The organism is Rhodomicrobium lacus (assembly GCF_003992725.1).
Taxonomy (GTDB): domain Bacteria; phylum Pseudomonadota; class Alphaproteobacteria; order Rhizobiales; family Rhodomicrobiaceae; genus Rhodomicrobium; species Rhodomicrobium lacus.
The window spans coordinates 754436-776785 of record NZ_RZNF01000002.1 but is presented as its reverse complement, the minus strand read 5'-3'; the positions used below and the strand labels follow the sequence as shown (position 1 = coordinate 776785).

The window sequence follows — 22350 nt, the reverse complement described above, 5'->3', positions numbered from 1 at the left end:
GATTCCGCGAACGGTGCTTCGGCGACTGGGATTTCTACCAAGAAGGAGGCGCTCCCCTGTGTCCGACTGAGTGCAGCGAGGGCCGCTTTCGCGAGAGGCCACCGAACTCATCGGCGAGATTAATTGAAAGTACTCTCGATGTTTTGTCTAATAGAAATGCACTTTCATCAAAGCATTGTGTGCAATGAAGTTCTGGCTATCATATTTATAAGCTACCGCACTTCGGGTGAAACGCGGCACCCGAAGCAACAAACTATAGTGACAACAACGCCAATATACAAAATTTTAAAAAACTATCTATATCGATATGATAACGTGCAAAGTCATATTGACTGAGCGCAATAAGCGCCGCATGTGAAAATTGCGGTTGCAATTATTTCAGATATCGTAGGCGAATGACTTCTTCACATCGGCTCAATGCTAAGACAACCTAGGTTAAACATTGCGTGCATTCCCTTCCTAATCTTCAATGAGTTCTATGCAATTTTTGAGAAAATGCAACATCTATTCGTGAGAGATCAACGGCTGATGCACAATGTCGTTCACGCCGGGTCTTATCGAGAAGCGACGCGTCGGGCCCGCAATTTTTGAGCGGCCGCGAGGGGCGAAAAAGCCGGCGTTCCGGGAAGGGACGAGCGGACTCGCAACCGGAGCGTGTTTGCGTCCGCCTAGGGTCGAGAGCGCTGATCGCCCGCTCCGACGAACCTCATCGTCTCGGCGTAGCCAAGGTTCATGAGTGCTGTTATACGCGTCGTTTTTTAGGAAGATAATCGATGGATATGTTTTCTTTCTGGGCGAAGTCCCAAACCGGTGCTGGCGGATCGCTTCAATTGCACGCGCTGCCATGCCATCTGCTCGATGTGGCGGCCGTCGCCGACGTTCTTCTTGAGCGCTTCCCGAGACGTCTCGAACGGCTTGCGGCGCTTCTCGACGCGGACCCTCAAGCGCTTCGCGGCCTCATCGTGCGGCTTGCCGCGCTCCATGATCTCGGCAAGTTTCATCCCGATTTTCAATCGAAGCTTCCCGATCTTTGCCCGGAGGAATTGCGCCGCTTCACGGGCACGGGGGAGGCGCCGCTCCATCACACCGAACTCGGTTTCGGAATCGCTCAGAAGCTCAAACTTGCGTCTTTGTTCAAAGCACAACTGCCGGAAATCCGCGCTAGCGGTATTTTGCAGCTATTGACCGCGGTCATGTCGCATCACGGGCGCCCGAGGGAAATACCGTCCAACTCGACCCACTGGAGCCGGAGCGTCGAAACGATAACGCCCCCGATCAACGATTTCATCGACCGCGCTTTCGCGCTGATCCCCTGCGCTGGCCCCGTGCTTCGCGGAAAGCCCTCAGCGAGCCAGCTCGCGGCGTTCTCCTGGGCGCTTGCTGGCCTCGTGGTTCTTGCCGACTGGATCGGCTCGAATGAGGAATGCTTTGCGTATCGCGAGACGGTCGGCGATCTGTCCGCCTACTGGCGCCACGCGCGCGCTCAGGCGGTCGAGGCGGTGGAAAGGGCTGGAATCCTGCCCGCTTCTGCGCGCGAGGCTTTCGATCCTTCGGATCTGCTTCCCAGAGGCAGCGGACGTCCCGAACTGAGCCCGCTTCAAAAGTCTTCCGCAGCCATCCCGATCAGCGACGGGCCGAATCTGTTCATCATCGAGGATATGACGGGCGCGGGAAAGACAGAGGCCGCGCTGATCCTTGCCGAGCGCCTGCTCGCCGCCGACGCCGCAAGCGGCATTTATTTCGCGCTGCCGACCATGGCGACATCGAACGCCATGTATGGCCGGTTGGCTGGCGTTTATCGCAAGCTGTTCGCTGACGGCGCAGCGCCATCCCTGGTTCTCGCGCATGGCCGCCGAAATCTCGACGACCGTTTCACGGGCTCGATATTTGACCCCGGTGTTTCCAAACCCGCGCGCTTTCCGGCTCATGACGACGCCAACGAGACGGCGCAGCACGCTTGCGCGAGCTGGATCGCGGACGACCGGCGCAAGGCATTCTTCGCCCATGTCGGCGTGGGCACGGTCGATCAGGCGCTTCTCGCGGTCTTGCCGCGCAAATATCAGGCGCTTCGCCTCTGGGCGCTCGCCGACCGCGTGCTGATCGTGGACGAGGCGCACAGCTACGACGCTTACGTTTCGCGCGAGCTTGAGCGTTTGATCGAGTTTCACGCGGCGCTCGGCGGGTCGACCATCATCCTGTCGGCCACTCTCGCGGAGGAGACGCGAAACAGGCTGGTTGGGGCATGGAGCAGGGGGGCCAGCGCAGAGGGTCGCGTCGTTTCTAACCACGGTTACCCGCTGATAACCGCTGTTTCGCCTGGTGCAGTCCATGAGAAACGGGTCGAAGCGCGCGCGGATCTGTGCCGAAGCGTTCCGGTCCGTCGCGTAGCCACGTTCGATGAGGCCGTCGCGCATGTGGCCGCCTTCGCCAGGGACGGCGCGCCGGTCGCTTGGATCAGAAATGCGGTGGACGACGCCATCGAAGCCTGCGAGGCGCTGGAGAAGGCGGGGCTTGAGCCGCTCCTTTTGCACGCGCGCTTCGCGATGGGGGATCGCATCGACCGCGAGGCGAAAATCCAGACGCTGCTGGGGCGCGAGAGCACGTCGGAACAGCGTCGGGGCTTCGTGCTCGTCGGCACGCAGATTCTCGAACAGTCCCTCGATTATGATGTCGACGCGATGGTGAGCGACCTCGCCCCGGTCGATCTCATCATCCAGCGCGCGGGCAGGCTGTGGCGGCATCCCGGCCGCAAAGGACGCCTCGCGCCGCGCGAACTGCTGATCTTCTCGCCGCACCCTGATGGCGCAATCGACGCCGATTGGTATCGCGGCATGAGCAAGCGCGCCGCAGCGGTCTACAAGGATCACGCCATCGTATGGCGCTCGGCAAAGGCGCTGTTCGACGCAGGCGAGATCCGCGCACCCGAGGCGCTGCGCGACCTTATCGCGAAGGTCTACGGGCCGGATGAACGGACTTTTCCCGATGCGCTTCAACGGTCGGTAATCGATGCGGACGGAGCAGCGATGGCTTCGTTCAGCGTCGCCGAAATCAACCTCCTTTCGCTCAAGGACGGCTACGGCGGCGACAATGCAGCGTGGTCGGCGGACGTGGATGTTTCTACGCGCCTCGAAGACGGGCCGTCGGTGACGTTCAGGCTCGCGCGGCTGGAAGGCGGCGCGGTGGTTCCGTATCGCACTCTTGAGGGCGAAGGTGCGGAGGCGCGTCGGCGCACATGGGCGCTATCCGAGGTGCGCGTGCAGGAGCGGCTTGCGAAGGGTGTGCCGAAGCCGGAAGGCGAACTCGCCCGCGCCATCGACGTCGCGAAGAAGGACTGGGGCAGGTGGGAGCAGGAAATCCCGCTGTTGCTTCTGGCGCGAGGCGGCGAGGGCGAACCGTGGCGCGGTTCGGTGGAGCGTGAGAAGGGGGCGGCTACGGCGGTTTACGATGACCGGCTGGGGCTGCGGTTCGAGGCGTGAGCGGACGGGGCTGCGGATGGAGGTTCTGCGCTCCGCCTGCTTGAAGCCGCCACGCGGAGCAGAGTTCGTTGAACGTGCCGGGCGATGTCCGGATAATCGCATTGCCGCGCGCCTCGTGGCATTCTGTCGACGCCATGCGGGCCACTTTCGACCGATGTCGGCGCCCGCCCGTTTGACAGTCTCGCTCTAACGATTTAGCGTCCGGCTTGTCCCCGCCGACGCGGGGATGAACCGTCCCTCGTGCTACGGCTCGTAAGTTCCCCGCCGACGCGGGGATAAAATGTAAGTCCCTAGTGCTTCGCGCGCGGGCCTTGACATGCTCTGGTGATCCGTTTACGAATGATCCTGAGGAAGCGGGCATCTACGAAAAAAGCCGGACATGGGACTGCCATCCCATTCCGGCTTGCGACCTCAAATTGATTGCACAGCGAGCACATTTCAAAAGGAGGTGTCTTTTGAATACCGTCATCGACGACGAACCGCAACGCAATTTTGCGGAAAACATCATTTTGTCTGAAGAACAGGTCGCGGAAATCAAGGCGCGACATGATCGGCGTGAGACTCCGGCTCAGATCGCCAAGGCCATGCGGCTGACGACGGAGGACGTGATTTTCGCCCTGACCGATCCGCGCTATGTATATATCCGGGCAATGGATCCCGGTCGTTTGCCCCAACCCGATGTGCAGTTTTCCGACCCGAACCTGGTTCAATTTCGCGAGTCGTTCCGACTGATGAACGAAGCGGCGCGGCGGCTCTGCCTCATCTGACGATGCACCCTTAATATACCAGTCGACAAGCCTGATCCGAGGCTTTCCGGTGAGCGCGACTCAGCGCTCACTGATTGAATATTCGTGTCCATTTTACAAAAGCGAGTTTCGTTATGACCGAGCCTTATTCGCTCGCGGCGGAGCCTTGGCTGCCCGTCGCCACGGTCGAGGGGGAGCGCGAATTCATTCGACTCCGCGATATCGGCCGCACTGATTTGCTGCGCATCGACACCGGCCGCGCCGACTGCGATATCAGCGTGACCGAATTCATGATTGGTCTCATCGCTATCAGCATGGGGCCAACGGACAATTACGACTGGCCGGACCGCTTCGAGACGCCGCCCACGCCCGATGAAATCGATGCTGCCATCGCGCCCTTCGTCCACGCGTTGGTGCTCGACGGAGACGGCCCGCGCTTCTTCCAGGATTTCGAGAATCTGGAATTACTGAACGACGCCGCGCGCGAGCCCATCGCTTCTCTATTCATGGAAACGCCCGCTGGCCACTTCGTCAAGGAAGGAACGATTTCGGCGCTGTCGCGGCGCGGCGCGGCTCTCGCGCTCATCGCTCTGCAGACGAGCGCGCCCACGGGTGGGCGTGGACATTTCACGTCCCTGAGAGGGGGAGGAGGGGCTTCCACACTGGTCGTTCCACGCCCTGACAACAAGTCGCCGACACTTTGGCAACTGATCTGGGCGAATGTGCCTGACGGCTATCGGATCGGTGTGGACGACGTCGAAAAGGTTTTGCCGTGGCTCGTACCGACGCGTTGCGCCGACAAGGCCGGCGGGACGACGCCCGAGCATGTGCATCAGGCGCAGGCGTTTTTTGGGATGCCGCGGCGCATTCGGCTTACGTTCTCCCCAGGTAACGGCGAGCGCTGCGCCATTACCGGCGATACAGACGGTGTTGTGGTCGCGTCTTATGTAACTCGCCCCAACGGAACGAAATATCTGACCCACACGTGGCGGCATCCGCTCAGCCCCTATTACAAGACGAAAGACAAAGAGCTTGGCGAAATCTGGTTGCCTTTGCATTTCAAGGCGGCGGGCGTCGGTTACAGGGATTGGATCGGGCTGACGCTCAAGAGCAAGGCCGACAAAAAAGAAGAGACGTCGCTTCCGGCGGATGTCGTCTCCACCTTCCTGCATTCTCGTGCGGTCGATATCGACCTTGACGTTAGGCAGCCTAACAGCGTCGGCCTTCTCGCGGCAGGCTACGCGATGGACAACATGAAGCCGCTCGACTTTACCGAAGCGGGGCTGCCGTTGATCTCCACCGGCAACACAGAGCGCGACTATCACCTTGCGGGTTGTGCGACGGCGATGGTGCAGGCGGCGGAAGCGGCCTCGCAGCTCCTTCTCAGCGCCTTGAAGACGGCTCTCTACACCGACAACAAGAAAGCCCAGCCGGAAAGCAGCAAGGCGCCGCTCGCCGCCGCCCGCGCGCGCTTCTGGGCCGATACGGAGAACACCTTCTACGATACGCTTCGCGCTCTCGCGCTGAAAGCCCCGGACGACGACGACGCGAAGGTTTACGTAGAGGCAAAAGAGGCGTGGCGCGAGGCGATCCGCACCGCCGCGCTTGCCATTTTCGATGATCTCGCACCCATCGACGCCCCTGACAGCCCCGACCTCAAGAACATCGTTAACGCGCGCAGCATGCTGTTCTTCGGCCTGAGCGGGCCGATAATCTGGAAGGCGCTCGGCGTCGAGCAGCCGGAAAAAGCAGAGAAGAAGGCGAAGGGAACCCGGAGGAAAGCGGCATGAGCGAAGCATCGGCGAATACGGCGGGCGCGCAAATCGGTACAGCCGCACCTAAAAGCGGCGCAGCGAAAAAGAACGAGATTGGAGACGAAGCCCGCAAGTGGTGGCAATCGCTCCAGCCCGCAAAAAGCGGCGAAGTCGCCAACGCCAACGGAGGCGGCAACCGGGCCGCGCTCGCGAAGCTTCGGCGTTCTTCGACTTGGGTCGAGGCCGCGGCCGAGCGCGAAACGGCGCTGCTGTTCCGGCGCGTCGGCAGCGGCAACGAACAGAGGCTTCGACGCGTGGGGGTGCTGGCGGCTGTGCTCGCCCATGTTCGCGAAAACGAAACGGTGAAAATTGCGTCATCGGTCGGTCCGAACAAGGGCGACGACACTACGGCGCAACTCAGTCAGCTTCGTCTGCGCCGGCTTCTCTCCACCAGCGGCGACGACGAGATGCTGACCGCATTTCGCCGTCTCGTCGCGCTCAAGGGCGGCACGGCAAATGTTGCCGATCTCGCGGATCTGATCATGAACTGGCACAGCGAGAATACGCGCATGCGCTTCGCCTTCGACTACTGGCAGGCAGGTGAAGCGGCCCCTCGCGACAATCCGAAAGAAGAAACGTCCACCGAAAAGCCCACAGCCTGATTCCACTCATTTTCAAAGGAAATCATCATGACGAAATTCATTCAGCTTCACGCCCTTACTGTTTACGCGCCCTCGAACCTCAACCGCGACGACACCGGACGCCCCAAGACGGCGAAGTTCGGCGGTGCGGAACGCTTGCGCATTTCGAGCCAGGCGCTGAAGCGTGCCATCCGCACGTCGGCCAACTTCAGGGAGCGGCTCGCGGGCAATCTCGGCGAGCGCACGCAGCGGCTTGGCGATGCCATCTTGAGGCATCTGAGGGGGAACGGCGTCGATGACGCCAAAGCGCTCGAAATCACGCGCATCGTGGCGGGCATCTTCGGCAAGATCGAAGATGCCAAGGACAAGCCTCAAACCAATATCAAGCAGCTCGCGTTCATTTCGCCGGAAGAAAAGGTCGCCGCGTTCGAGCTTGCCGACAGGCTGGTTAAAGACGGTATCGACGCTTTCAAAGATAATAAGCAGGCGGGACTGGCCGCCGGACTTCTCCGCCGCGCCGATACGGCCGCCGATATCGCGATGTTCGGGCGCATGCTCGCCGACAACCCGGATTATAACCGCGAAGCGGCGGTGCAGGTCGCGCACGCCATCACCACGCACAAGGTCGTGGTCGAGGACGACTTCTATACCGCCGTGGACGATCTGAAGACGAGCGCGGAAGACGCGGGCGCGGGCTTCATCGGTGAACTGGGCTTCGGCTCGGGCGTCTTCTATCTCTATGCGAGCATCGACCGCGAGTTGTTGCTGAAAAACCTCGGCGGCGATCCGGCGCTGGCGCGGAAGGCGATCGAGGCGTTTGTGGAAGGCTTCGCGAAGGCGCGCCCCTCCGGCAAGCAGAACAGTTTCGCCGCGCACGCCCTCGCGAATTATCTGCGCGTCGAGAAGGGCAGCCAGCAGCCGCGCAGTCTCGCGGCGGCGTTCTTCAAGCCTGTTTGGGGCGACGATCTCCTTGCGAAGTCGGTCGAAGCGCTCGAAGGCGACGACCGCAAGGGCGGTCTGATCGCGCAGATGAACGGCGTCTATGGCGCCTTGTTCGACGATGCGCGCACGCTGCGCGCAATACCGGGGCGCCCCTGGGATCCGAGCCACGACAGCACGCTCGAACAGATCGTCGCCTTCTCGGCGAGCGAGTGACGCCATGCGCAACTATCTCGTCTTCACCATCGCCGCGCCGATGGCGTCCTTCGGCATGAAATACGATCCGGGGGAGTGGCGGAACTCGTCCAATCGGCCCTCGAAATCGGGCGTTCTCGGGCTCGTCGCGGCGGCGCTCGGCATCGAGCGCGAGGAACAGCATCGTATCGATGCGCTGAGTCTCTTGAACTTCGCGGTGCGTGTCGATCAGCCGGGGCAGCCCGCATACGACTATCACACCGCGCAGGTGCCACCGCATAAGCACAAACGCCGTTTCGCCACGCGGGCGGACGAACTCGCCGTAGCGAAACATGAACTCAAGACGACGCTCTCCACGCGCGAATACCGCACGAACGCATTCTCAACGGCTGCGTTGTGGTTCAGGACGGGCGTCATCGAGGCGCCGTTCTCGCTGTGGAGCATCGCCGAAGCGTTGAAGGCTCCGCGTTTCAACCTTTACGCCGGTCGGAAATCGCATCCGCTGATGCTTCCTTGCGCGCCGGAGGTTGTTCAGACGGAGGACGTGCTCGCCGCGTTCACGGCGTATGACGTCGCGACCGCAGGGCTTGCGGGGTTGCAGGAGTGCTATTTCGGGCGCGAAAGCGATCCGAAGAAGCGGCCTTCCGCGACCGTCTATTGCGACGTCGAAGACCCTGCGGCGGCTTCGAGCACGCGTATCGAACAGCGCCGCGACGTGCCGGAAAGCCGGACCAAATGGCGGTTCGGCGTGCGGCAAGAGGCGGTGATCGCGCCGCGAGGAGGGCAGACATGAGCGCTCTCTACTTCTCTCGGGCGCGGCTTCGGGCCGGGCGCGGCGAGGCGCTTGCGCCGCTCGCCCATGCTCTTCTGGGCGTTGCCAGAGGCGACGCCCTCGCGCAGGCGCATCGCATCGTGTGGATGCTGTTCAACGACGGCAGCGAGCGTCCCATCGTGGATGCGAGCGGCAAGGAGCGGTTGTTTCTCTGGCGCGAGAAGTCGCCCGGCGAATATTACATCCTGTCGCGCGAGGCCCCCGACAACCGCCACGGCCTCTTCGATCTCGACACGCAGGAGTTCGCGCCGAAGCTCAACGAGGGCGACACCTTGCGTTTCTCGCTTCGCGCCAACCCGGTCGTCAGCCTCAAGCGCGCATGGGAGGCGGGAGAGGAGAAGCGCGACGGCAAGGGACGCGTTCGCGGCCAACGCTGCGATATCGTGATGGCCGCGTTGGAACCCCTGGAAGGCAAGCGGACGCGCGACAAGCGAACGGAACCGACCGACAAGGAAAGGCTGAAGCCGACCGAGCGGGCGGAAAAACGCGAGGCCGAGACCGCGAGGGTTGCGCGCGCGTGGCTCGAAGGGCAGGGGCGCAAGGCCGGCTTCGCGCTTGTTCCGAACCCCGACGCGGAGGGCGACAAGGTTTTCCTCAGCGCCTCGAATTACGAAACCGTCCGTATCCCGCGCATTCGCGGCGACGGGGCAATCTTCGGCGTGCTCGATTTCGAGGGGCTGATCGAAGTGACCGATCCGGCGCTGTTCCTTGCGCGCTTGCCCGACGGCTTCGGCAAGGCGAAAGCCTTCGGCTGCGGGCTCATGCTCATCCGCCGGGGGTGAGCCATGGCCGAAGCCGCGCCAGCACCGTTCATACCGCTGCGCCCGATCCCCATGCGGGACCGGGCCAGCATCGTGTTCCTGCAATATGGCGAACTCGACGTGCTCGACAGCGCGTTCGTGCTCGTCGACCAGAACGGCGTGCGCGTGCAGATCCCGGTCGGCGGGCTTGCCTGTCTCATGCTCGAACCCGGCACGCGCGTCAGTCACGCCGCCGTCGTGCTCGCCGCGCGCGTCGGCTGCCTGCTCGTCTGGGTGGGTGAAGGGGGCGTGCGCCTCTACGCGTCCGGCCAGCCGGGCGGGGCGCGCGCCGACAAGCTCCTCTATCAGGCGAAAAACGCGCTCGATGAAACGGCGCGGATCAACGTGGTGCGCAAGATGTACGAGCTGCGCTTCGGCGAACCCGCGCCCGAGCGACGCTCGATCGATCAGCTTCGCGGCATCGAGGGCGTGCGCGTCCGCGAGATGTACAAGCTGCTCGCGCGCCGCTACGGCGTCGAATGGAAGGCGCGCAACTACGATGTGAAGGACTGGGACAAGGGCGACCTTCCGAACCAGTGCCTTTCGGCGGCGACGGCGTGCCTTTACGGGCTTTCCGAAGCGGCCATTCTCGCGGCGGGATACGCGCCCGCCATCGGCTTTCTGCATCGCGGCAAGCCGCAGAGCTTCGTCTACGACATCGCCGACATCGTGAAGTTCGAGACCGTGGTGCCGACCGCGTTCGAGGTGGCGGCGCGCGTCGCCAAGGGGAAGGGTGACGGCACGCCAGCCGAGCGGCAGGTGCGCGTGGCCTGCCGCGACAGCTTCCGCCGCGCGAAGATCCTCGACCGCATCATTCCGATGATCGAGGACGTGCTCAGGGCTGGCGGCCTGGAGCCTCCCGAAGAGGCCCCCGAGGCCACAGATGCGGCCATCCCGCGCGAGGAGGCATCCGGCGATGATGGTCATCGTAACTGAGAACGTGCCGCCACGCCTGCGCGGGCGGCTCTCGCTCTGGCTGCTTGAGGTGCGCGCGGGCGTTTATGTGGGCAATTACTCCCGGCGCGCGCGAGAGCGCATGTGGGGCGAGGTTTGCGCGATGATCGGCGAGGGCAACGCCGTGATCGCGTGGACGGCGGTGAACGAGGCCGGGTTCGACTTTCTCACCGCAGGCGCGAACCGGCGGGAGCAGGCCGATTTCGACGGATTTCTGCTGGTGAAATTCAAGCCCGCGCCGCCTGCCGAGGACCCGCTGAAGCCGCCGTTTTGAGCCTGCGGAACGAAGCGGGAACTTCGGTGGCGTTCTTTGACATCGTGATTCTTTCGTGCGATCAATTCGTTACGCGGAAGAGTGTTCCCCGCCCACGCGGGGATGAACCGCCAGCCCCGATCATTTGCCAGTCGTGTGGCTGGTGTTCCCCGCCCACGCGGGGATGAACCGACAGAGGCCGCCGCCATCGTGAGTAGGCGGCGGTGTTCCCCGCCCACGCGGGGATGAACCGCTCAAAGGCGCTGACGCCGCCGAACAGATCGGGTGTTCCCCGCCCACGCGGGGATGAACCGGCATATCGTCGCCGTCGCCGCTCTCGCCGCCGGTGTTCCCCGCCCACGCGGGGATGAACCGGCTCTCGTTACACTGAGTATCTGCGCTACCTCGTGTTCCCCGCCCACGCGGGGATGAACCGGTGATCGACGACGGCGGCGACAAGGACAAGACGTGTTCCCCGCCCACGCGGGGATGAACCGAGCATCCAGACAGCGGCCACATCACAATTCGAGTGTTCCCCGCCCACGCGGGGATGAACCGGTCGTGGTCAGGATTGAACCGGACATTGGCTAGTGTTCCCCGCCCACGCGGGGATGAACCGACGATGAATTGCGGGCGATCTATCGCGCGAATGTGTTCCCCGCCCACGCGGGGATGAACCGGCGATTTCGATAGAGCCGTCGCGACGTTGGCGGTGTTCCCCGCCCACGCGGGGATGAACCGCATTCGGATGCGTGGCAGCAGCCTTCGCCGTTGTGTTCCCCGCCCACGCGGGGATGAACCGGCGCGGTGGAGCTTGCAGCCGCAGGTTCGCAGGTGTTCCCCGCCCACGCGGGGATGAACCGCATTCATCGCCGTTGGTGCGGTGTAGGCGACAGTGTTCCCCGCCCACGCGGGGATGAACCGGCTGTGCAATCTCTCGCTGTTCGGATATTCGAGTGTTCCCCGCCCACGCGGGGATGAACCGGGTGTTCCCCGTTTTGGTTTCAGATGACGCAAGTGTTCCCCGCCCACGCGGGGATGAACCGCTGATTCCGCCTGTCCGAGGATCGGCATAAAAGTGTTCCCCGCCCACGCGGGGATGAACCGTCGGCTACCAGAACGTCGGCATCACCTTTCGCGTGTTCCCCGCCCACGCGGGGATGAACCGGTGTAACCCGCTACCAGTTGAGTGCTTATGCGGTGTTCCCCGCCCACGCGGGGATGAACCGATACAGCGCGGCAATACGACCACGACTTCAACGTGTTCCCCGCCCACGCGGGGATGAACCGCCATTTTGCTCGTTTCGATGGAATATTGCGGCGTGTTCCCCGCCCACGCGGGGATGAACCGTCCCGGACGCAGCACCTCCAACATAGCGCGCAGTGTTCCCCGCCCACGCGGGGATGAACCGTTGATGGAGTTCGCGGTCAATTCCATGCCGCAGTGTTCCCCGCCCACGCGGGGATGAACCGGATCGCGTAACCCGCTTGTTTGCGATGGCCTTGTGTTCCCCGCCCACGCGGGGATGAACCCCGGCTACTAAGCGTGGGAGGGCTTCGGCCCTCGTGTTCCCCGCCCACGCGGGGATGAACCGCAGGCCGCGCCGCGCACCATGGTCGTGGCTGAGTGTTCCCCGCCCACGCGGGGATGAACCGATGGGCCGTTCGAGCGTGCACAGCGCCAATTTGTGTTCCCCGCCCACGCGGGGATGAACCGACCAAGCCCTCCCGCAGCTACGGTGTTCGATGGTGTTCCCCGCCCACGCGGGGATGAACCGAACCGCTATCGCCGAACAGCAGGCGGAATTGAGTGTTCCCCGCCCACGCGGGGATGAACCCTCTGACGGCCGCCGCGATCACGCCCGGCGATCGTGTTCCCCGCCCACGCGGGGATGAACCGCTGTTTCGCGGCGAATTGTTCGTTGTGACGGCGTGTTCCCCGCCCACGCGGGGATGAACCGCGGATTTGCGCAAACAGTTGTTGAACAAAGCTGTGTTCCCCGCCCACGCGGGGATGAACCGGCCGGGCTGTCCACGTCGGCAAGGCCCGATACGTGTTCCCCGCCCACGCGGGGATGAACCGGCGTGACCGATACGCATCTGGTCGGCACCGACGTGTTCCCCGCCCACGCGGGGATGAACCGTGCTTCGTCAGGAGGTTCTTGATTTCGTCCCGGTGTTCCCCGCCCACGCGGGGATGAACCGCCTACAAGATCGGCAAGGACCGCAAGCGCGGGGTGTTCCCCGCCCACGCGGGGATGAACCGCCCAGATCGAAACCCTGTCTTCGTCGTCGTCCGTGTTCCCCGCCCACGCGGGGATGAACCGTTCACCAACTGGATTCGTACCCTCAGCGGTCTGTGTTCCCCGCCCACGCGGGGATGAACCGACGATTGACAGTAACAGCCGAAGCGTTGGTCAGTGTTCCCCGCCCACGCGGGGATGAACCGGCAATATGGTTGCGTGAGCTTCTTGCGCGCGAGTGTTCCCCGCCCACGCGGGGATGAACCGATCTCTAATATAGATAGACCGCATGTGTAGGCGTGTTCCCCGCCCACGCGGGGATGAACCGGCCGACGTTCACGGATCAGTTCACGAGCTTTCAGTGTTCCCCGCCCACGCGGGGATGAACCGGCACTAAACTTGGCGACGTCGGCGATTGGGATGTGTTCCCCGCCCACGCGGGGATGAACCGGTCGCGGCTGACCAAATGACGGCGGCGGCCCTGTGTTCCCCGCCCACGCGGGGATGAACCGCCACGATCTTCGACGTGGTCGCAGAGGATTACGTGTTCCCCGCCCACGCGGGGATGAACCGGAAAGGGTCAACAAGTGACGCCCTGCAAAAATGTGTTCCCCGCCCACGCGGGGATGAACCGTCTTGGCTACGAGCCGGGAGCAATTGTCATATGTGTTCCCCGCCCACGCGGGGATGAACCGGGCTTGAACCTCGGCGTCGTACTCGCGGATGGGTGTTCCCCGCCCACGCGGGGATGAACCGGTGCTCGGGTTCCAGAGGCGGTCTTCAATCACGTGTTCCCCGCCCACGCGGGATGAACCGACATCCGTTGGTCCTGGTCAGCTGTTCGATCTCGTCTTTCGAATGAAACTTTTTTGTTCCGCCGAGGAAGGTATGCTTTCCCCAGTCGCGAGGCGGCGGCGTTTCAGGATGAAACTTCGTTTTTGTCATCGGCCTCGCTTGGACGACAGGTCAATGGCTTATCCGAAGTTTTGAATAAAACATTTTTGTCATAGAACACGGATTTCACTTTTCATCGCGCAACTGCGGTCATCTTGCGAGCGCGATTTACGCCCTTCAAGAAGCGCAGAAGGGCGATGGAGCGTCGCAAAAGCGAAAACCCGGATTGGCTAACAGGCTCGCAACCGTTAGCCAGAGTTCGACTTTAGGGCCTGATTTTGCGAAGGAAAAAAACACGGATTGGCGGAGAGGGTGGGATTCGAACCCACGGTACGGTTGCCCGTACTCCGGTTTTCGAGACCGGCCTATTCAACCACTCTAGCACCTCTCCGTAGCGGGAAACGCGGACACACGAAGAACAACGGCCGACCCGAAGGTCGATTTCGCATGCCGCCTGTCGCGCGCGCATCCTCATATCAAGAGTTCGGGAGCTAGGCAACATATGATCGCCCTCTTACGTCGCCGCGATTGAAAGAAGTTGCGTGCGAGGCGTTCATGCGCCGACAGCCGAAATTTGCGCGCGCTGGCCCGGTATCCAGGCGAGCTTTTCGCGTCCGCCAAGACCAGTCCAAAGGCTGCGCAATCCCGGTTGTTGTTGTCGGCGCTCGGGCTTGGAAGGCCGATTCGCGCGGGCGAGATGGTGCTGCGCCGCGCAAGCGAGTTCCGAAAAATCCGATAAGAGCGCGACAAAACAGAAGTATCGGCGCCGCTTTTGATTTGATGAAGGCGGGTTATCCGCAGCCTCATCGGTTTCTATCGTTTGGGCAGCGCTGCAATAATCGGTTTGATACGCCCGGACCGAATCCGGGCGTCAAATCCGCCTGCGCCAAACCTGACCCGATCTGACCCAGGTAAGCTGACCGACAATCAGGAACCACAGCGTCGTGCCGCGTCCGATTGAGCGCACGATGGTGGCGCCGGAACGTGGCGGGCGAGGAAGATTCGAACCCGATCCCTTATGACATCCAGGTGCGTGAACAGACTTAGATGTTCGCCGTTCTCGATTGCCATGAGTTCGGAGCGTTCCATCCTGTTCGCGACCTCCAGCGCATGCGAAAAGGGCACCACGCGGTCGCCGGTGCCATGCACGACAAGAACCGGCGGGGGGATATTCTCCAGCGGGTAAACGTTCGCCGCCTTCAGTTGCGCCATGTCGTTCATGACGCCGGGAAGACGCTCCGGCAGTCTTTCCAGCACACTCAGCGAAAGCGCGAGCATCAGCGGGCCCGCGTCGGGATGGGCGAGGGTGCTCTGCCGCAAGTCAGCCGCTGCGATGGAGCGGCGCGCTGACGCTTCGGGCGTGAGCCTCATGCGCCATCGCACCAGGGCTGTCGCGAAGGGAATGCGCGACAGCAGCCTCATCGCGGCAAGACGCCCGGGAACCTCGGGCGGCGCGTCGAGATGGCCTGTCGCGGCGGAGACCAGCACCAATCCCCAGCACCGTTCCGGATGGCGCAGGGCGAATTGAAGCGCGGGGAGCCCTCCGGCCGAGACGGCTATGATTGCGGCCTTCTCGATTTCGAGCGCGTCGAGCAGGGCTTTGCAAAGGTCCGCCTGCTCTTCAGGCGTCTGCCCGGCATTCAAAGGCGTTCCGAGATAGCCGGGACGCGATATGGCCAGTATTTGATACCCCGGCGCCGAGACGGCAGCCCGCGCCAGAAGCAGGCTCTGGTCGAAGCCGCCCAATCCGCCGTGCAAGGCGATCATGGCCGGACCTTCGCCGTAAGAGGCGCACTCGACAGGGCCAAGGGCCGTCTTAATGATGGTTGGAGATGCATGCGCGCAGGTGCCAGCGCGTTGGCGTAGGTGTGACATGGCTTACCCCTCGACATTGCGCCGATCCATGCCTGGATTGTCGGGGTTGCCGTCTTGCGACCTGGCGCGGGATAAGAGTCCGTGACACCGATAGAGGGCAGGTTTAGCTCCCCTTGTCGGGGCGGCAACGCCTTGGTGAACTGCCAACCGACCCGGTGACTAGCAACTCCGTATGCGGATGTCAACGCAGCGCGCTTGCGCAGGCCGCATCAGCGCGGCGGCTTCGTCGGCTGGCGATTGCCGGGATAAAGCCACACGAGCGCTAGAAACACCACGCTCAGGCCGAGGCCGACGATATGCCACGCGGAATAGTCGGTGGTCCAGGCTTGCACCCAGGAATAGAAAACCGCTGCAGCCGTGAGGAGGGCCAGCACGATCCAGACAGGGCGGAGCGACTTCATGCGAGAGCCCTTTCATCATACAGCGGCGGCACCGGACTTCCCACTGGTCTCTGATTATGACGGCCCTGCGCTAACCGCTTCTTGATCGGCTCGTTACAAATGCGCGCTCGACTACTGCGCCGCCTGGCGCGCCCTCGCGTCGGCAACGGCGCGCTTGAAGCCCGCGTAATCGAGTGTCGAGGAGACGAGCGGCCCGATGAGATAGGTGGGCGCGCCCTGAAAGCCGACGATGTCGCCCTGCGCGTCGTTGCGCGCGAGCGCCCGGTCGATGTCCTTTCCATGCGCGGCGAGATCGGCCTCGAGCTGCGTCGTGTCGATGCCGGCGTTGCCGAGCGCCTTCACGAGCTGTGCCCTGGTCGACGAGTGATTGACCGCGCGCATGAGAGCTTCGTGCGCGGCTTCGTATTTGCCCTGATAATTGGCCGCAAGCGCGAGCCTTGAGGCGAGTTTCGACGCGTTCCCAAGGATCGGCCATTCCTTGTAGATCAGGCGAATTTTGCCATCGTCCTTGACAATGCGCTTGAGGTCGCCGACCGACTTCTTGCAATAGGGGCAGTTGTAGTCGAGAAACGCGACGATGGTGACGTCGCCCTTCGGGTTGCCGCTCACCGGCGCGTCGGGGTCTTCGTACATGGCTTCGCGCGATAGCGGATCGTCCTTCGCGACCGCGCTGTGAGGCGCCAGGGGAAGGGCTGTCGCTGCGGCGAACGCCAATGCGGCGGCGAGGCGGCGCGGGCTGTTCATCATGCGTCTTTCATACCTGAAGTTGTTTTCCTGCCCTTCGTTCTAGCATCTCTGTTCGCACTCGTTGATGAACATGCGGTCAGATTTTCGCGAGATCGCGCGAGGCCTCTCGTTCTTTCCGCCATGTCGCCGTTGAGAAGAGAGCCCGCAGCGCTTAATAACAACGGACCGATCCCAATCAAGAAAGGGCAGGCCATGGCCAACGACGCGCACGAGACAACCTCCCGCCCGCCTGTTGCCGACAAGCGGCCAGCCCGCGACATCCACCACGGCATCGAGCGTGTCGACGATTACGCATGGCTGCGCGTCGACAACTGGCAGGAGGTGATGCGCAATCCCTCAGCGCTGTCGGCTGACGTGCGCGCCTATCTCGACGCCGAAAACGCCTACACCAAGGCGGCCATGGAGGACACCGAAGCGCTTCAGAAAACGCTCTTCGCGGAGATGAAGGGGCGCATCAAGGAGGACGACTCCTCCGTGCCGGCACCGGATGGCCCCTTCGCCTATTTCACCGATTTCGTCGTGGGCGGGCAGCATCCGCGCCTCATCCGCGAGCCGCGCGGCGGCGGCGCTGCTCAGGTGCTGCTCGATGGCGATGCGCTCGCCAGGGGCAAGCCGTATTTCTCGCTCGGCGCGATCGACTGGAGCCCGGATCACAGGAAGCTCGCCTATGCCTATGACGACAAGGGCTCGGAGTTTTACGCGTTTCGTGTGCGCGACCTCGAAACGGGCGAGGACACCGCCGATTTCGTGCCCGACTCGGAAGGCGGCGCGGTGTGGACGCCGGACGCGAGCGCCTTCTATTACATCCGCGTGGACGAGCATCGCCGCCCGCTTCAGGTGATGCGCCACAAGCTCGGCACGCCCGCGAGCGAGGATGAACTCGTCTATCGCGAAAAGGATTCCGGCTTCTTCACGCGCGTGGGCGAAAGCCTCGACAAGCGTTTCGTCTTCATCAGCGCGGGCGATCACGAGACGGCGGAAGTGCATTTTCTCGACCTTGCCGCGCCGGATCAGGGGCTTCGCGACGTCGCGCCGCGCGAGGTGAACCACGATTACAGCGTGGATCATCACGAAGGCCGCTTCATCATCCTGACGAACGAAGGCGGCGCGGAAGACTACAAGATCGTGGAGACGCCGGTCGATGCACCGGCGCGCGCAAACTGGCGGGAACTCGTGCCGCACAAGCCGGGACGCCTTATCCTCGACGTGACCTGTTTCAGGAACTGGATCGTGCGGCTCGAACGCGAGGACGGGCTGCCGCGCATCGTGATACGCAACGCCTCGGACGGCAGCGAGCATGCCATCGCTTTCGACGAGGAGGCCTATTCGCTCGGGTTCGGCGGGGGCTACGAATACGACACCGATACGCTGCGCTTCGTCTATTCCTCGATGACGACGCCGCGTCAGGTGTTCGACTACGACATGCGCACCCGGGAGCGCACCTTGCGCAAGACGCAGGAAGTGCCGAGCGGTCATAACGCGGCGGATTACGTGACGCGGCGCGTCCATGCGCCCGCATGGGACGGCGAAACGGTGCCCGTCTCGCTCCTCTATCGCAAGGACACCCCGCTCGACGGCACCGCGCCGTGCCTCCTCTACGGCTACGGCTCATACGGCATGTCGATCCCGGCGGGCTTCTCGACCACGCGCCTCAGCCTCGTCGATCGCGGCTTCGTCTACGCCATCGCCCATATCCGCGGCGGCAAGGACAAGGGCTATCGCTGGTACAAGGACGGTAAGCTCGCGAAGAAGACGAACACCTTCAAGGACTTCATCGCCGCCGGGCGCTATCTCGCGGCCGAGCGCTTCACGGGCGAGGGCCGCATCGTGGCGCATGGCGGCTCGGCGGGCGGCATGCTCATGGGCGCGGTCGCGAACATGGCGCCGGAGCTGTTCGCGGGCGTCGTGGCGGACGTGCCCTTCGTGGACGTGCTCTCCACCATGCTCGACGACACGCTGCCGCTCACCCCGCCCGAGTGGCCCGAATGGGGCAACCCCATCGCGAGTGTCGAGGATTACCGCACCATCGCGGCCTACAGCCCTTACGACAACGTGCGCGCGCAAAATTACCCGCCGCTCCTCATCACGGGCGGGCTCACCGATCCGCGCGTGACCTATTGGGAGCCCGCGAAATGGGCGGCGAAGCTCCGCGCGACGAAGACGGACGGCAATCTCTTGCTGCTCAAGATCAACATGGACGCGGGCCACGGCGGCGCGTCGGGCCGCTTCGAGCAGTTGAAGGAGGACGCGCTGGCCTATGCCTTCGCGGTGAAGGTGACGGACGGCGCGGGGCATTAGCTCCTCATTTACTGAAAAGAAGCTTAACAGGGCGGCCGCGAGCCCCTATCTTGCGCCGAGGCACAGCTTCGCGCGCGATATTCAGGTTTCAATTCTGGCGGGCCGCCGTCGCGCATGACGGCGGATCGGGGACAGGCATGAGCGGATCATTCAGTTCGAACGAAATTTTCACCGCGGCGGTTACGCTTGCCGTGGCGGTGGCGGCCCCAATTCTCGTTTTCTATATTCGCCGCATTCTCAAGGTTCCGCCGGAGCAGCCTGTTATCGTGCTGCAGACGTCTGCCGTGCCGCATGCGGCTCCGCCTCTGCCCGCGAGGGAGACTGCGCCAGCCGCCGTCTCCCAGGCGGAGGCCGAGCTTTGGGCGGAGGTGCAGGCGAGCGGCGCGCGCCGCTATTATGTCTTCTACCTGAATAAATATCCGAAGGGGTTTTACGCCGTCGAGGCGGAGAACCATCTCCTGAACGCGGCGCAAGAAGAAAATACGGTCCCGGCCTACGAGGCTTTTCTGGCGGATGTGCCGCATGGGGAGCGGCGCGCGGTCGCGGAACTGAAGCTCATCAAGGCGCGCGTGGCGCGCTACAAGGCGGAAGAGCGGATCGAGATCGGCGCGCCGTTCGTCACGAACGCACAAGGCCGGTGGTTTCTGCCGGGGGCGGGCAAGACGGAGTGGTTCAAGGACATCGAAAACGGCCCGGAGATGGTTGTCGTGCCATCGGGGCGGTTCCAGATGGGCTCGCCGAAGGACGAGCCGCAGCGCTACGTCGCCGAAAGCCCGCAGCACGAGGTAACGATCCCCAAGGCGTTCGCCATCGGGCGGTACGCGGTAACGCGGGGTGAGTTCGCGGCGTTTGTCGCGGCCACCGGGCATAAAATCGAAGACGGAGCCCTTGTCGGGACCGGCACGGAATGGAAGGACGACCCGACAAAGTCGTGGCGCGATCCCGGTTTCGCGCAGGATGACAGCCACCCTGTTGTCGGCGTGAATTGGGACGAAGCCCAAGCCTATGTCGCATGGCTGTCGAAGGCGTCCGGCGCGGCTTACCATCTGCCATCAGAGGCGCAATGGGAATATGCGTGCCGTGCGGGCACGACGACGCCGTTCTGGTGGGGATCGTCGATCACGCCGGAATTGGCGAATTACGATGGCACCTATGCTTACGCTGGCGGCCAGAAGGGCGAATACCGCGGCAGGACGTTGCCCGTCAAATCGTTCGAGCCCAGCCCCTGGGGGCTGTACCAAGTCCACGGGAACGTATGGGAGTGGACAGAAGATTGCTGGAACCGGAACTACGACGGCGCACCGGCAGACCATAAAGCCTGGAAAACCGGAGACTGCAAGCGGCGTGTTGTTCGCGGCGGCTCGTGGGAAAACGTTCCTCGGCACCTCCGCGCGGCCAACCGCGACAGCAGCAGCTCGGATGGCCGTTTCGTCAGCATCGGTTTCCGGGTTGCCAGGACGATTACCCCCTAAATCTTTACCTCTTTACCCCTTCAGGCCACCGAGGTTGTTCCTCGCGCACGAGCCAAAGATATCCCGCCGATGGCCGGGCCGCGTTGACGCTGTGGCCGCCTTCGTCTTGCGCTCACGCGCGGCTTGTCGTACCCGATGGGCAGGATACGATTTTCAGCGGCTCCGCCCTTCGGCGTTGAACGGGCGGGCCTAAGAAGCGGGCAAGGAGGCGGGGATGGGCCGTTCAATTCTCTCGATCATCTTCGGATCGCAGTCTGCGGCTGCCGGCGACCTTCCGGCATTGGCATCGCCGGTTGCGGCTCCGGTTGCTCCCGTCCGCATCGAAACCGAGGAGGAGCGCGCCGAGCGCGAGCGCCTCGAAGCGATCTGGCGCGAGGAAGGCCGGATCGAGGTCGACACGCCGCATCCCGCGAACGAGCACGGGCGCTGGTTCCTGCCGGGCGCGGGCAAGACCGAATGGTTCAAGGACATCGAGGCGGGGCCGGAACTGGTTGTCGTGCCGTCGGGCCGCTTTTTGCAGGGCGCGCCGAACGACGAGCCGCAGCGCGAGGCGTGGGAGGTCGGCGCGGAAAGCCCGCAGCACGAGACGACGATCCCGAAGCCGTTCGCCATCGGGCGCGGGGCGGTGACGCGCGGAGAGTTCAAAGCGTTCGTCGCGGCGACCGGCCACGACGCGGGCACGCTTCGCAGCCACGGTTTCGCACAGGACGACAGCCACCCCGTCATCGGCGTGAGCTGGAAAGACGCCTCGGCCTATGTGGAATGGCTCGGCAAGACAACGGGCAAGCCATACCGGCTGCCGTCCGAGGCGGAATGGGAATATGCGGCCCGCGCGGGCACGGCGACGCCGTTCTGGTGGGGCTCCTCGATCACGCCGGAGCAGGCGAATTACGACGGTACGCATGTCTACGAAGGCGGCGGCGAGGCGGACGTGCATCGCAAGGGGACGGTGCCGGTGCTCGACTTCGAGGCCAACCCGTGGGGCCTGTATCAGGTCCACGGCAATGTCTGGGAATGGTGCGCCGACAAGTGGCACCGTGGCTACTGGGACAAGAAAGACCACCTGAAGGCGAGCGGCGGCGCACAGGTGAACGGCAATTCCGGCCATGTCCTGCGCGGCGGTTCGTGGAACGACGGCCCGCAATTCCTGCGCGCGGCGAGCCGCAGCCGCCTCTACGCGGACATCCGGCTCGGCTATTACGGCTTCCGCGTCGCGCGCACGCTTTAATCAGTGATTCTCACGGCTGCGGAGCGACCCGGAACGAGAAACACGAGCAGCCGGTTTTTAAGGCGTGTTTGGCGTCTATCTCATCACCTTCAATCGGAAGAAAAGCCAGCGAATGACGAAGGCTGTCGGGAGCGTGAGCGGCAGTGCTATTGAAACGAGCTTCCAAGCCGCTGGAAGTAGTCCAGCATAGCATTCAATCGTTGCTCCACATCTTATGAGAGCCAATTGCAAACCAAGCACACCGATGGCGAGAAAGGATAATAAGACAGTTTCCAAGATGCTGAATCGACCGCGTTTGATGATTATTGAATTTGTGACAACGGCGACGACTAGAGAAGGAATAAAAGTAAAAAAATAACCAATTATTGCGAAAAAAAACCAAACAAAAATAAAAGACGATATGGAATCGGCGGTGCTGTAATCCATTGGATGTATTGCACCCCCGTATACTCCGCTTCCTTCAATAAATGGCCCAATATAAACATAGGTAAATATAAAAATAGAGCCTATAAACGGAGTCAGGCCTACCATAATGAATAGTAAGACTGCCGGTTTTTCGGTTGCATTTTCTGGTGGCCGGTCGTTGCTCACTCGCGCCTCCA

General features: G+C 62.9%; 16 protein-coding genes, 1 tRNA gene and 1 CRISPR repeat array. Of the genes, 12 read left to right on the top strand and 5 right to left on the bottom strand.

The annotated features are described in order from the left end of the window. Window positions 1-773 precede the first annotated feature (773 nt). From cas3 to cas2e, 9 genes are all read left to right on the top strand, one after another. On the top strand, window positions 774-3476 hold the full coding sequence (gene cas3 / locus EK416_RS04375; protein ID WP_127076248.1) for a CRISPR-associated helicase Cas3': 2703 nt from the start codon (window positions 774-776) through the stop codon (window positions 3474-3476). A 455-nt stretch (window positions 3477-3931) separates the two neighbouring features. Beyond that, window positions 3932-4243, top strand: coding sequence for a helix-turn-helix domain-containing protein (locus EK416_RS04370; protein ID WP_127076247.1), 312 nt, complete (start codon window positions 3932-3934; stop codon window positions 4241-4243). A 113-nt stretch (window positions 4244-4356) separates the two neighbouring features. Further along, entirely contained in the window at window positions 4357-6012 is a 1656-nt protein-coding gene (gene casA, locus EK416_RS04365) for a type I-E CRISPR-associated protein Cse1/CasA (protein ID WP_127076246.1), read from the top strand. Next, window positions 6009-6638, top strand: coding sequence for a type I-E CRISPR-associated protein Cse2/CasB (casB, locus tag EK416_RS04360; protein WP_127076245.1), 630 nt, complete (start codon window positions 6009-6011; stop codon window positions 6636-6638). The genes casA and casB overlap by 4 nt, the downstream gene beginning before the upstream one ends. Window positions 6639-6665: 27 nt before the next feature. After that, window positions 6666-7772: a type I-E CRISPR-associated protein Cas7/Cse4/CasC gene (gene cas7e / locus EK416_RS04355; RefSeq protein WP_127076244.1), complete on the top strand. Its 1107-nt coding sequence runs from the start codon at window positions 6666-6668 to the stop codon at window positions 7770-7772. Between the two features lie 4 nt (window positions 7773-7776). Next, complete coding sequence (cas5e, locus tag EK416_RS04350; RefSeq protein WP_164729851.1) at window positions 7777-8544, top strand: type I-E CRISPR-associated protein Cas5/CasD; 768 nt, start codon at window positions 7777-7779, stop codon at window positions 8542-8544. Then, complete coding sequence (cas6e, locus tag EK416_RS04345; RefSeq protein ID WP_164729850.1) at window positions 8541-9365, top strand: type I-E CRISPR-associated protein Cas6/Cse3/CasE; 825 nt, start codon at window positions 8541-8543, stop codon at window positions 9363-9365. Before cas5e ends, cas6e begins: the two co-directional genes overlap by 4 nt. A 3-nt stretch (window positions 9366-9368) precedes the next feature. Then, window positions 9369-10319 carry a type I-E CRISPR-associated endonuclease Cas1e gene (cas1e, locus tag EK416_RS04340; RefSeq protein ID WP_127076241.1) on the top strand — a complete coding sequence of 317 codons (951 nt, stop codon included), beginning with the start codon at window positions 9369-9371 and terminating at the stop codon, window positions 10317-10319. Further along, window positions 10300-10611 carry a type I-E CRISPR-associated endoribonuclease Cas2e gene (cas2e, locus tag EK416_RS04335; protein ID WP_127076240.1) on the top strand — a complete coding sequence of 104 codons (312 nt, stop codon included), beginning with the start codon at window positions 10300-10302 and terminating at the stop codon, window positions 10609-10611. Before cas1e ends, cas2e begins: the two co-directional genes overlap by 20 nt. 81 nt (window positions 10612-10692) lie before the next feature. Further along, window positions 10693-13589: direct repeats of the CRISPR family, unit length 29 nt; unit sequence GTGTTCCCCGCCCACGCGGGGATGAACCG. Between the two features lie 439 nt (window positions 13590-14028). On the opposite strand, the gene EK416_RS04330 is transcribed toward cas2e, so the two are convergent. The 4 genes from EK416_RS04330 to EK416_RS04315 all read right to left on the bottom strand — a co-directional run bounded on the left by EK416_RS04330 (window position 14029) and on the right by EK416_RS04315 (window position 16750). After that, a tRNA-Ser gene (locus EK416_RS04330) sits at window positions 14029-14118 on the bottom strand. A 536-nt stretch (window positions 14119-14654) separates the two neighbouring features. Next, the gene (locus EK416_RS04325; RefSeq protein WP_245433929.1) at window positions 14655-15494 is read right to left on the bottom strand and encodes an alpha/beta fold hydrolase; all 840 of its coding nucleotides are present in this window, start codon (window positions 15492-15494) and stop codon (window positions 14655-14657) included. Window positions 15495-15811: 317 nt separating this feature from the next. After that, window positions 15812-16003, bottom strand: coding sequence for a hypothetical protein (locus EK416_RS04320; RefSeq protein WP_127076238.1), 192 nt, complete (start codon window positions 16001-16003; stop codon window positions 15812-15814). 111 nt (window positions 16004-16114) lie between these two features. After that, entirely contained in the window at window positions 16115-16750 is a 636-nt protein-coding gene (locus tag EK416_RS04315; protein ID WP_127076237.1) for a DsbA family protein, read from the bottom strand. A gap of 192 nt (window positions 16751-16942) precedes the next feature. Here EK416_RS04315 and EK416_RS04310 point away from each other — a divergent pair, with 192 nt between their 5' ends. From EK416_RS04310 to EK416_RS04300, 3 genes are all read left to right on the top strand, one after another. Then, on the top strand, window positions 16943-19048 hold the full coding sequence (locus EK416_RS04310) for a S9 family peptidase (RefSeq protein ID WP_127076236.1): 2106 nt from the start codon (window positions 16943-16945) through the stop codon (window positions 19046-19048). A gap of 137 nt (window positions 19049-19185) precedes the next feature. After that, entirely contained in the window at window positions 19186-20520 is a 1335-nt protein-coding gene (locus EK416_RS04305) for a formylglycine-generating enzyme family protein (protein WP_127076235.1), read from the top strand. A gap of 214 nt (window positions 20521-20734) precedes the next feature. Beyond that, a complete protein-coding gene (locus EK416_RS04300) occupies window positions 20735-21748 on the top strand; it encodes a formylglycine-generating enzyme family protein (RefSeq protein ID WP_127076234.1) in 1014 nt (337 codons plus the stop codon). 75 nt (window positions 21749-21823) lie between these two features. Here EK416_RS04300 and EK416_RS04295 read toward each other — a convergent pair whose 3' ends face one another. Next, window positions 21824-22339, bottom strand: a complete 516-nt coding sequence (locus EK416_RS04295) for a hypothetical protein (RefSeq protein ID WP_127076233.1) — start codon at window positions 22337-22339, stop codon at window positions 21824-21826. Window positions 22340-22350 lie beyond the last annotated feature (11 nt).

Bases quoted from the DNA above. Each gene is read 5' to 3' on its own strand.
- EK416_RS04305 (WP_127076235.1), top strand. From the start codon at position 19,186: ATGAGCGGATCATTCAGTTCGAACGAAATTTTCACCGCGGCGGTTACG.
- EK416_RS04325 (WP_245433929.1), bottom strand. From the start codon at position 15,494: ATGATCGCCTTGCACGGCGGATTGGGCGGCTTCGACCAGAGCCTGCTT.
- cas7e (WP_127076244.1), top strand. From the start codon at position 6,666: ATGACGAAATTCATTCAGCTTCACGCCCTTACTGTTTACGCGCCCTCG.
- EK416_RS04315 (WP_127076237.1), bottom strand. From the start codon at position 16,750: ATGATGAACAGCCCGCGCCGCCTCGCCGCCGCATTGGCGTTCGCCGCA.
- cas2e (WP_127076240.1), top strand. From the start codon at position 10,300: ATGATGGTCATCGTAACTGAGAACGTGCCGCCACGCCTGCGCGGGCGG.
- casA (WP_127076246.1), top strand. From the start codon at position 4,357: ATGACCGAGCCTTATTCGCTCGCGGCGGAGCCTTGGCTGCCCGTCGCC.
- EK416_RS04300 (WP_127076234.1), top strand. From the start codon at position 20,735: ATGGGCCGTTCAATTCTCTCGATCATCTTCGGATCGCAGTCTGCGGCT.
- cas5e (WP_164729851.1), top strand. From the start codon at position 7,777: ATGCGCAACTATCTCGTCTTCACCATCGCCGCGCCGATGGCGTCCTTC.
- cas1e (WP_127076241.1), top strand. From the start codon at position 9,369: ATGGCCGAAGCCGCGCCAGCACCGTTCATACCGCTGCGCCCGATCCCC.
- cas6e (WP_164729850.1), top strand. From the start codon at position 8,541: ATGAGCGCTCTCTACTTCTCTCGGGCGCGGCTTCGGGCCGGGCGCGGC.
- EK416_RS04320 (WP_127076238.1), bottom strand. From the start codon at position 16,003: ATGAAGTCGCTCCGCCCTGTCTGGATCGTGCTGGCCCTCCTCACGGCT.
- cas3 (WP_127076248.1), top strand. From the start codon at position 774: ATGGATATGTTTTCTTTCTGGGCGAAGTCCCAAACCGGTGCTGGCGGA.
- EK416_RS04310 (WP_127076236.1), top strand. From the start codon at position 16,943: ATGGCCAACGACGCGCACGAGACAACCTCCCGCCCGCCTGTTGCCGAC.
- casB (WP_127076245.1), top strand. From the start codon at position 6,009: ATGAGCGAAGCATCGGCGAATACGGCGGGCGCGCAAATCGGTACAGCC.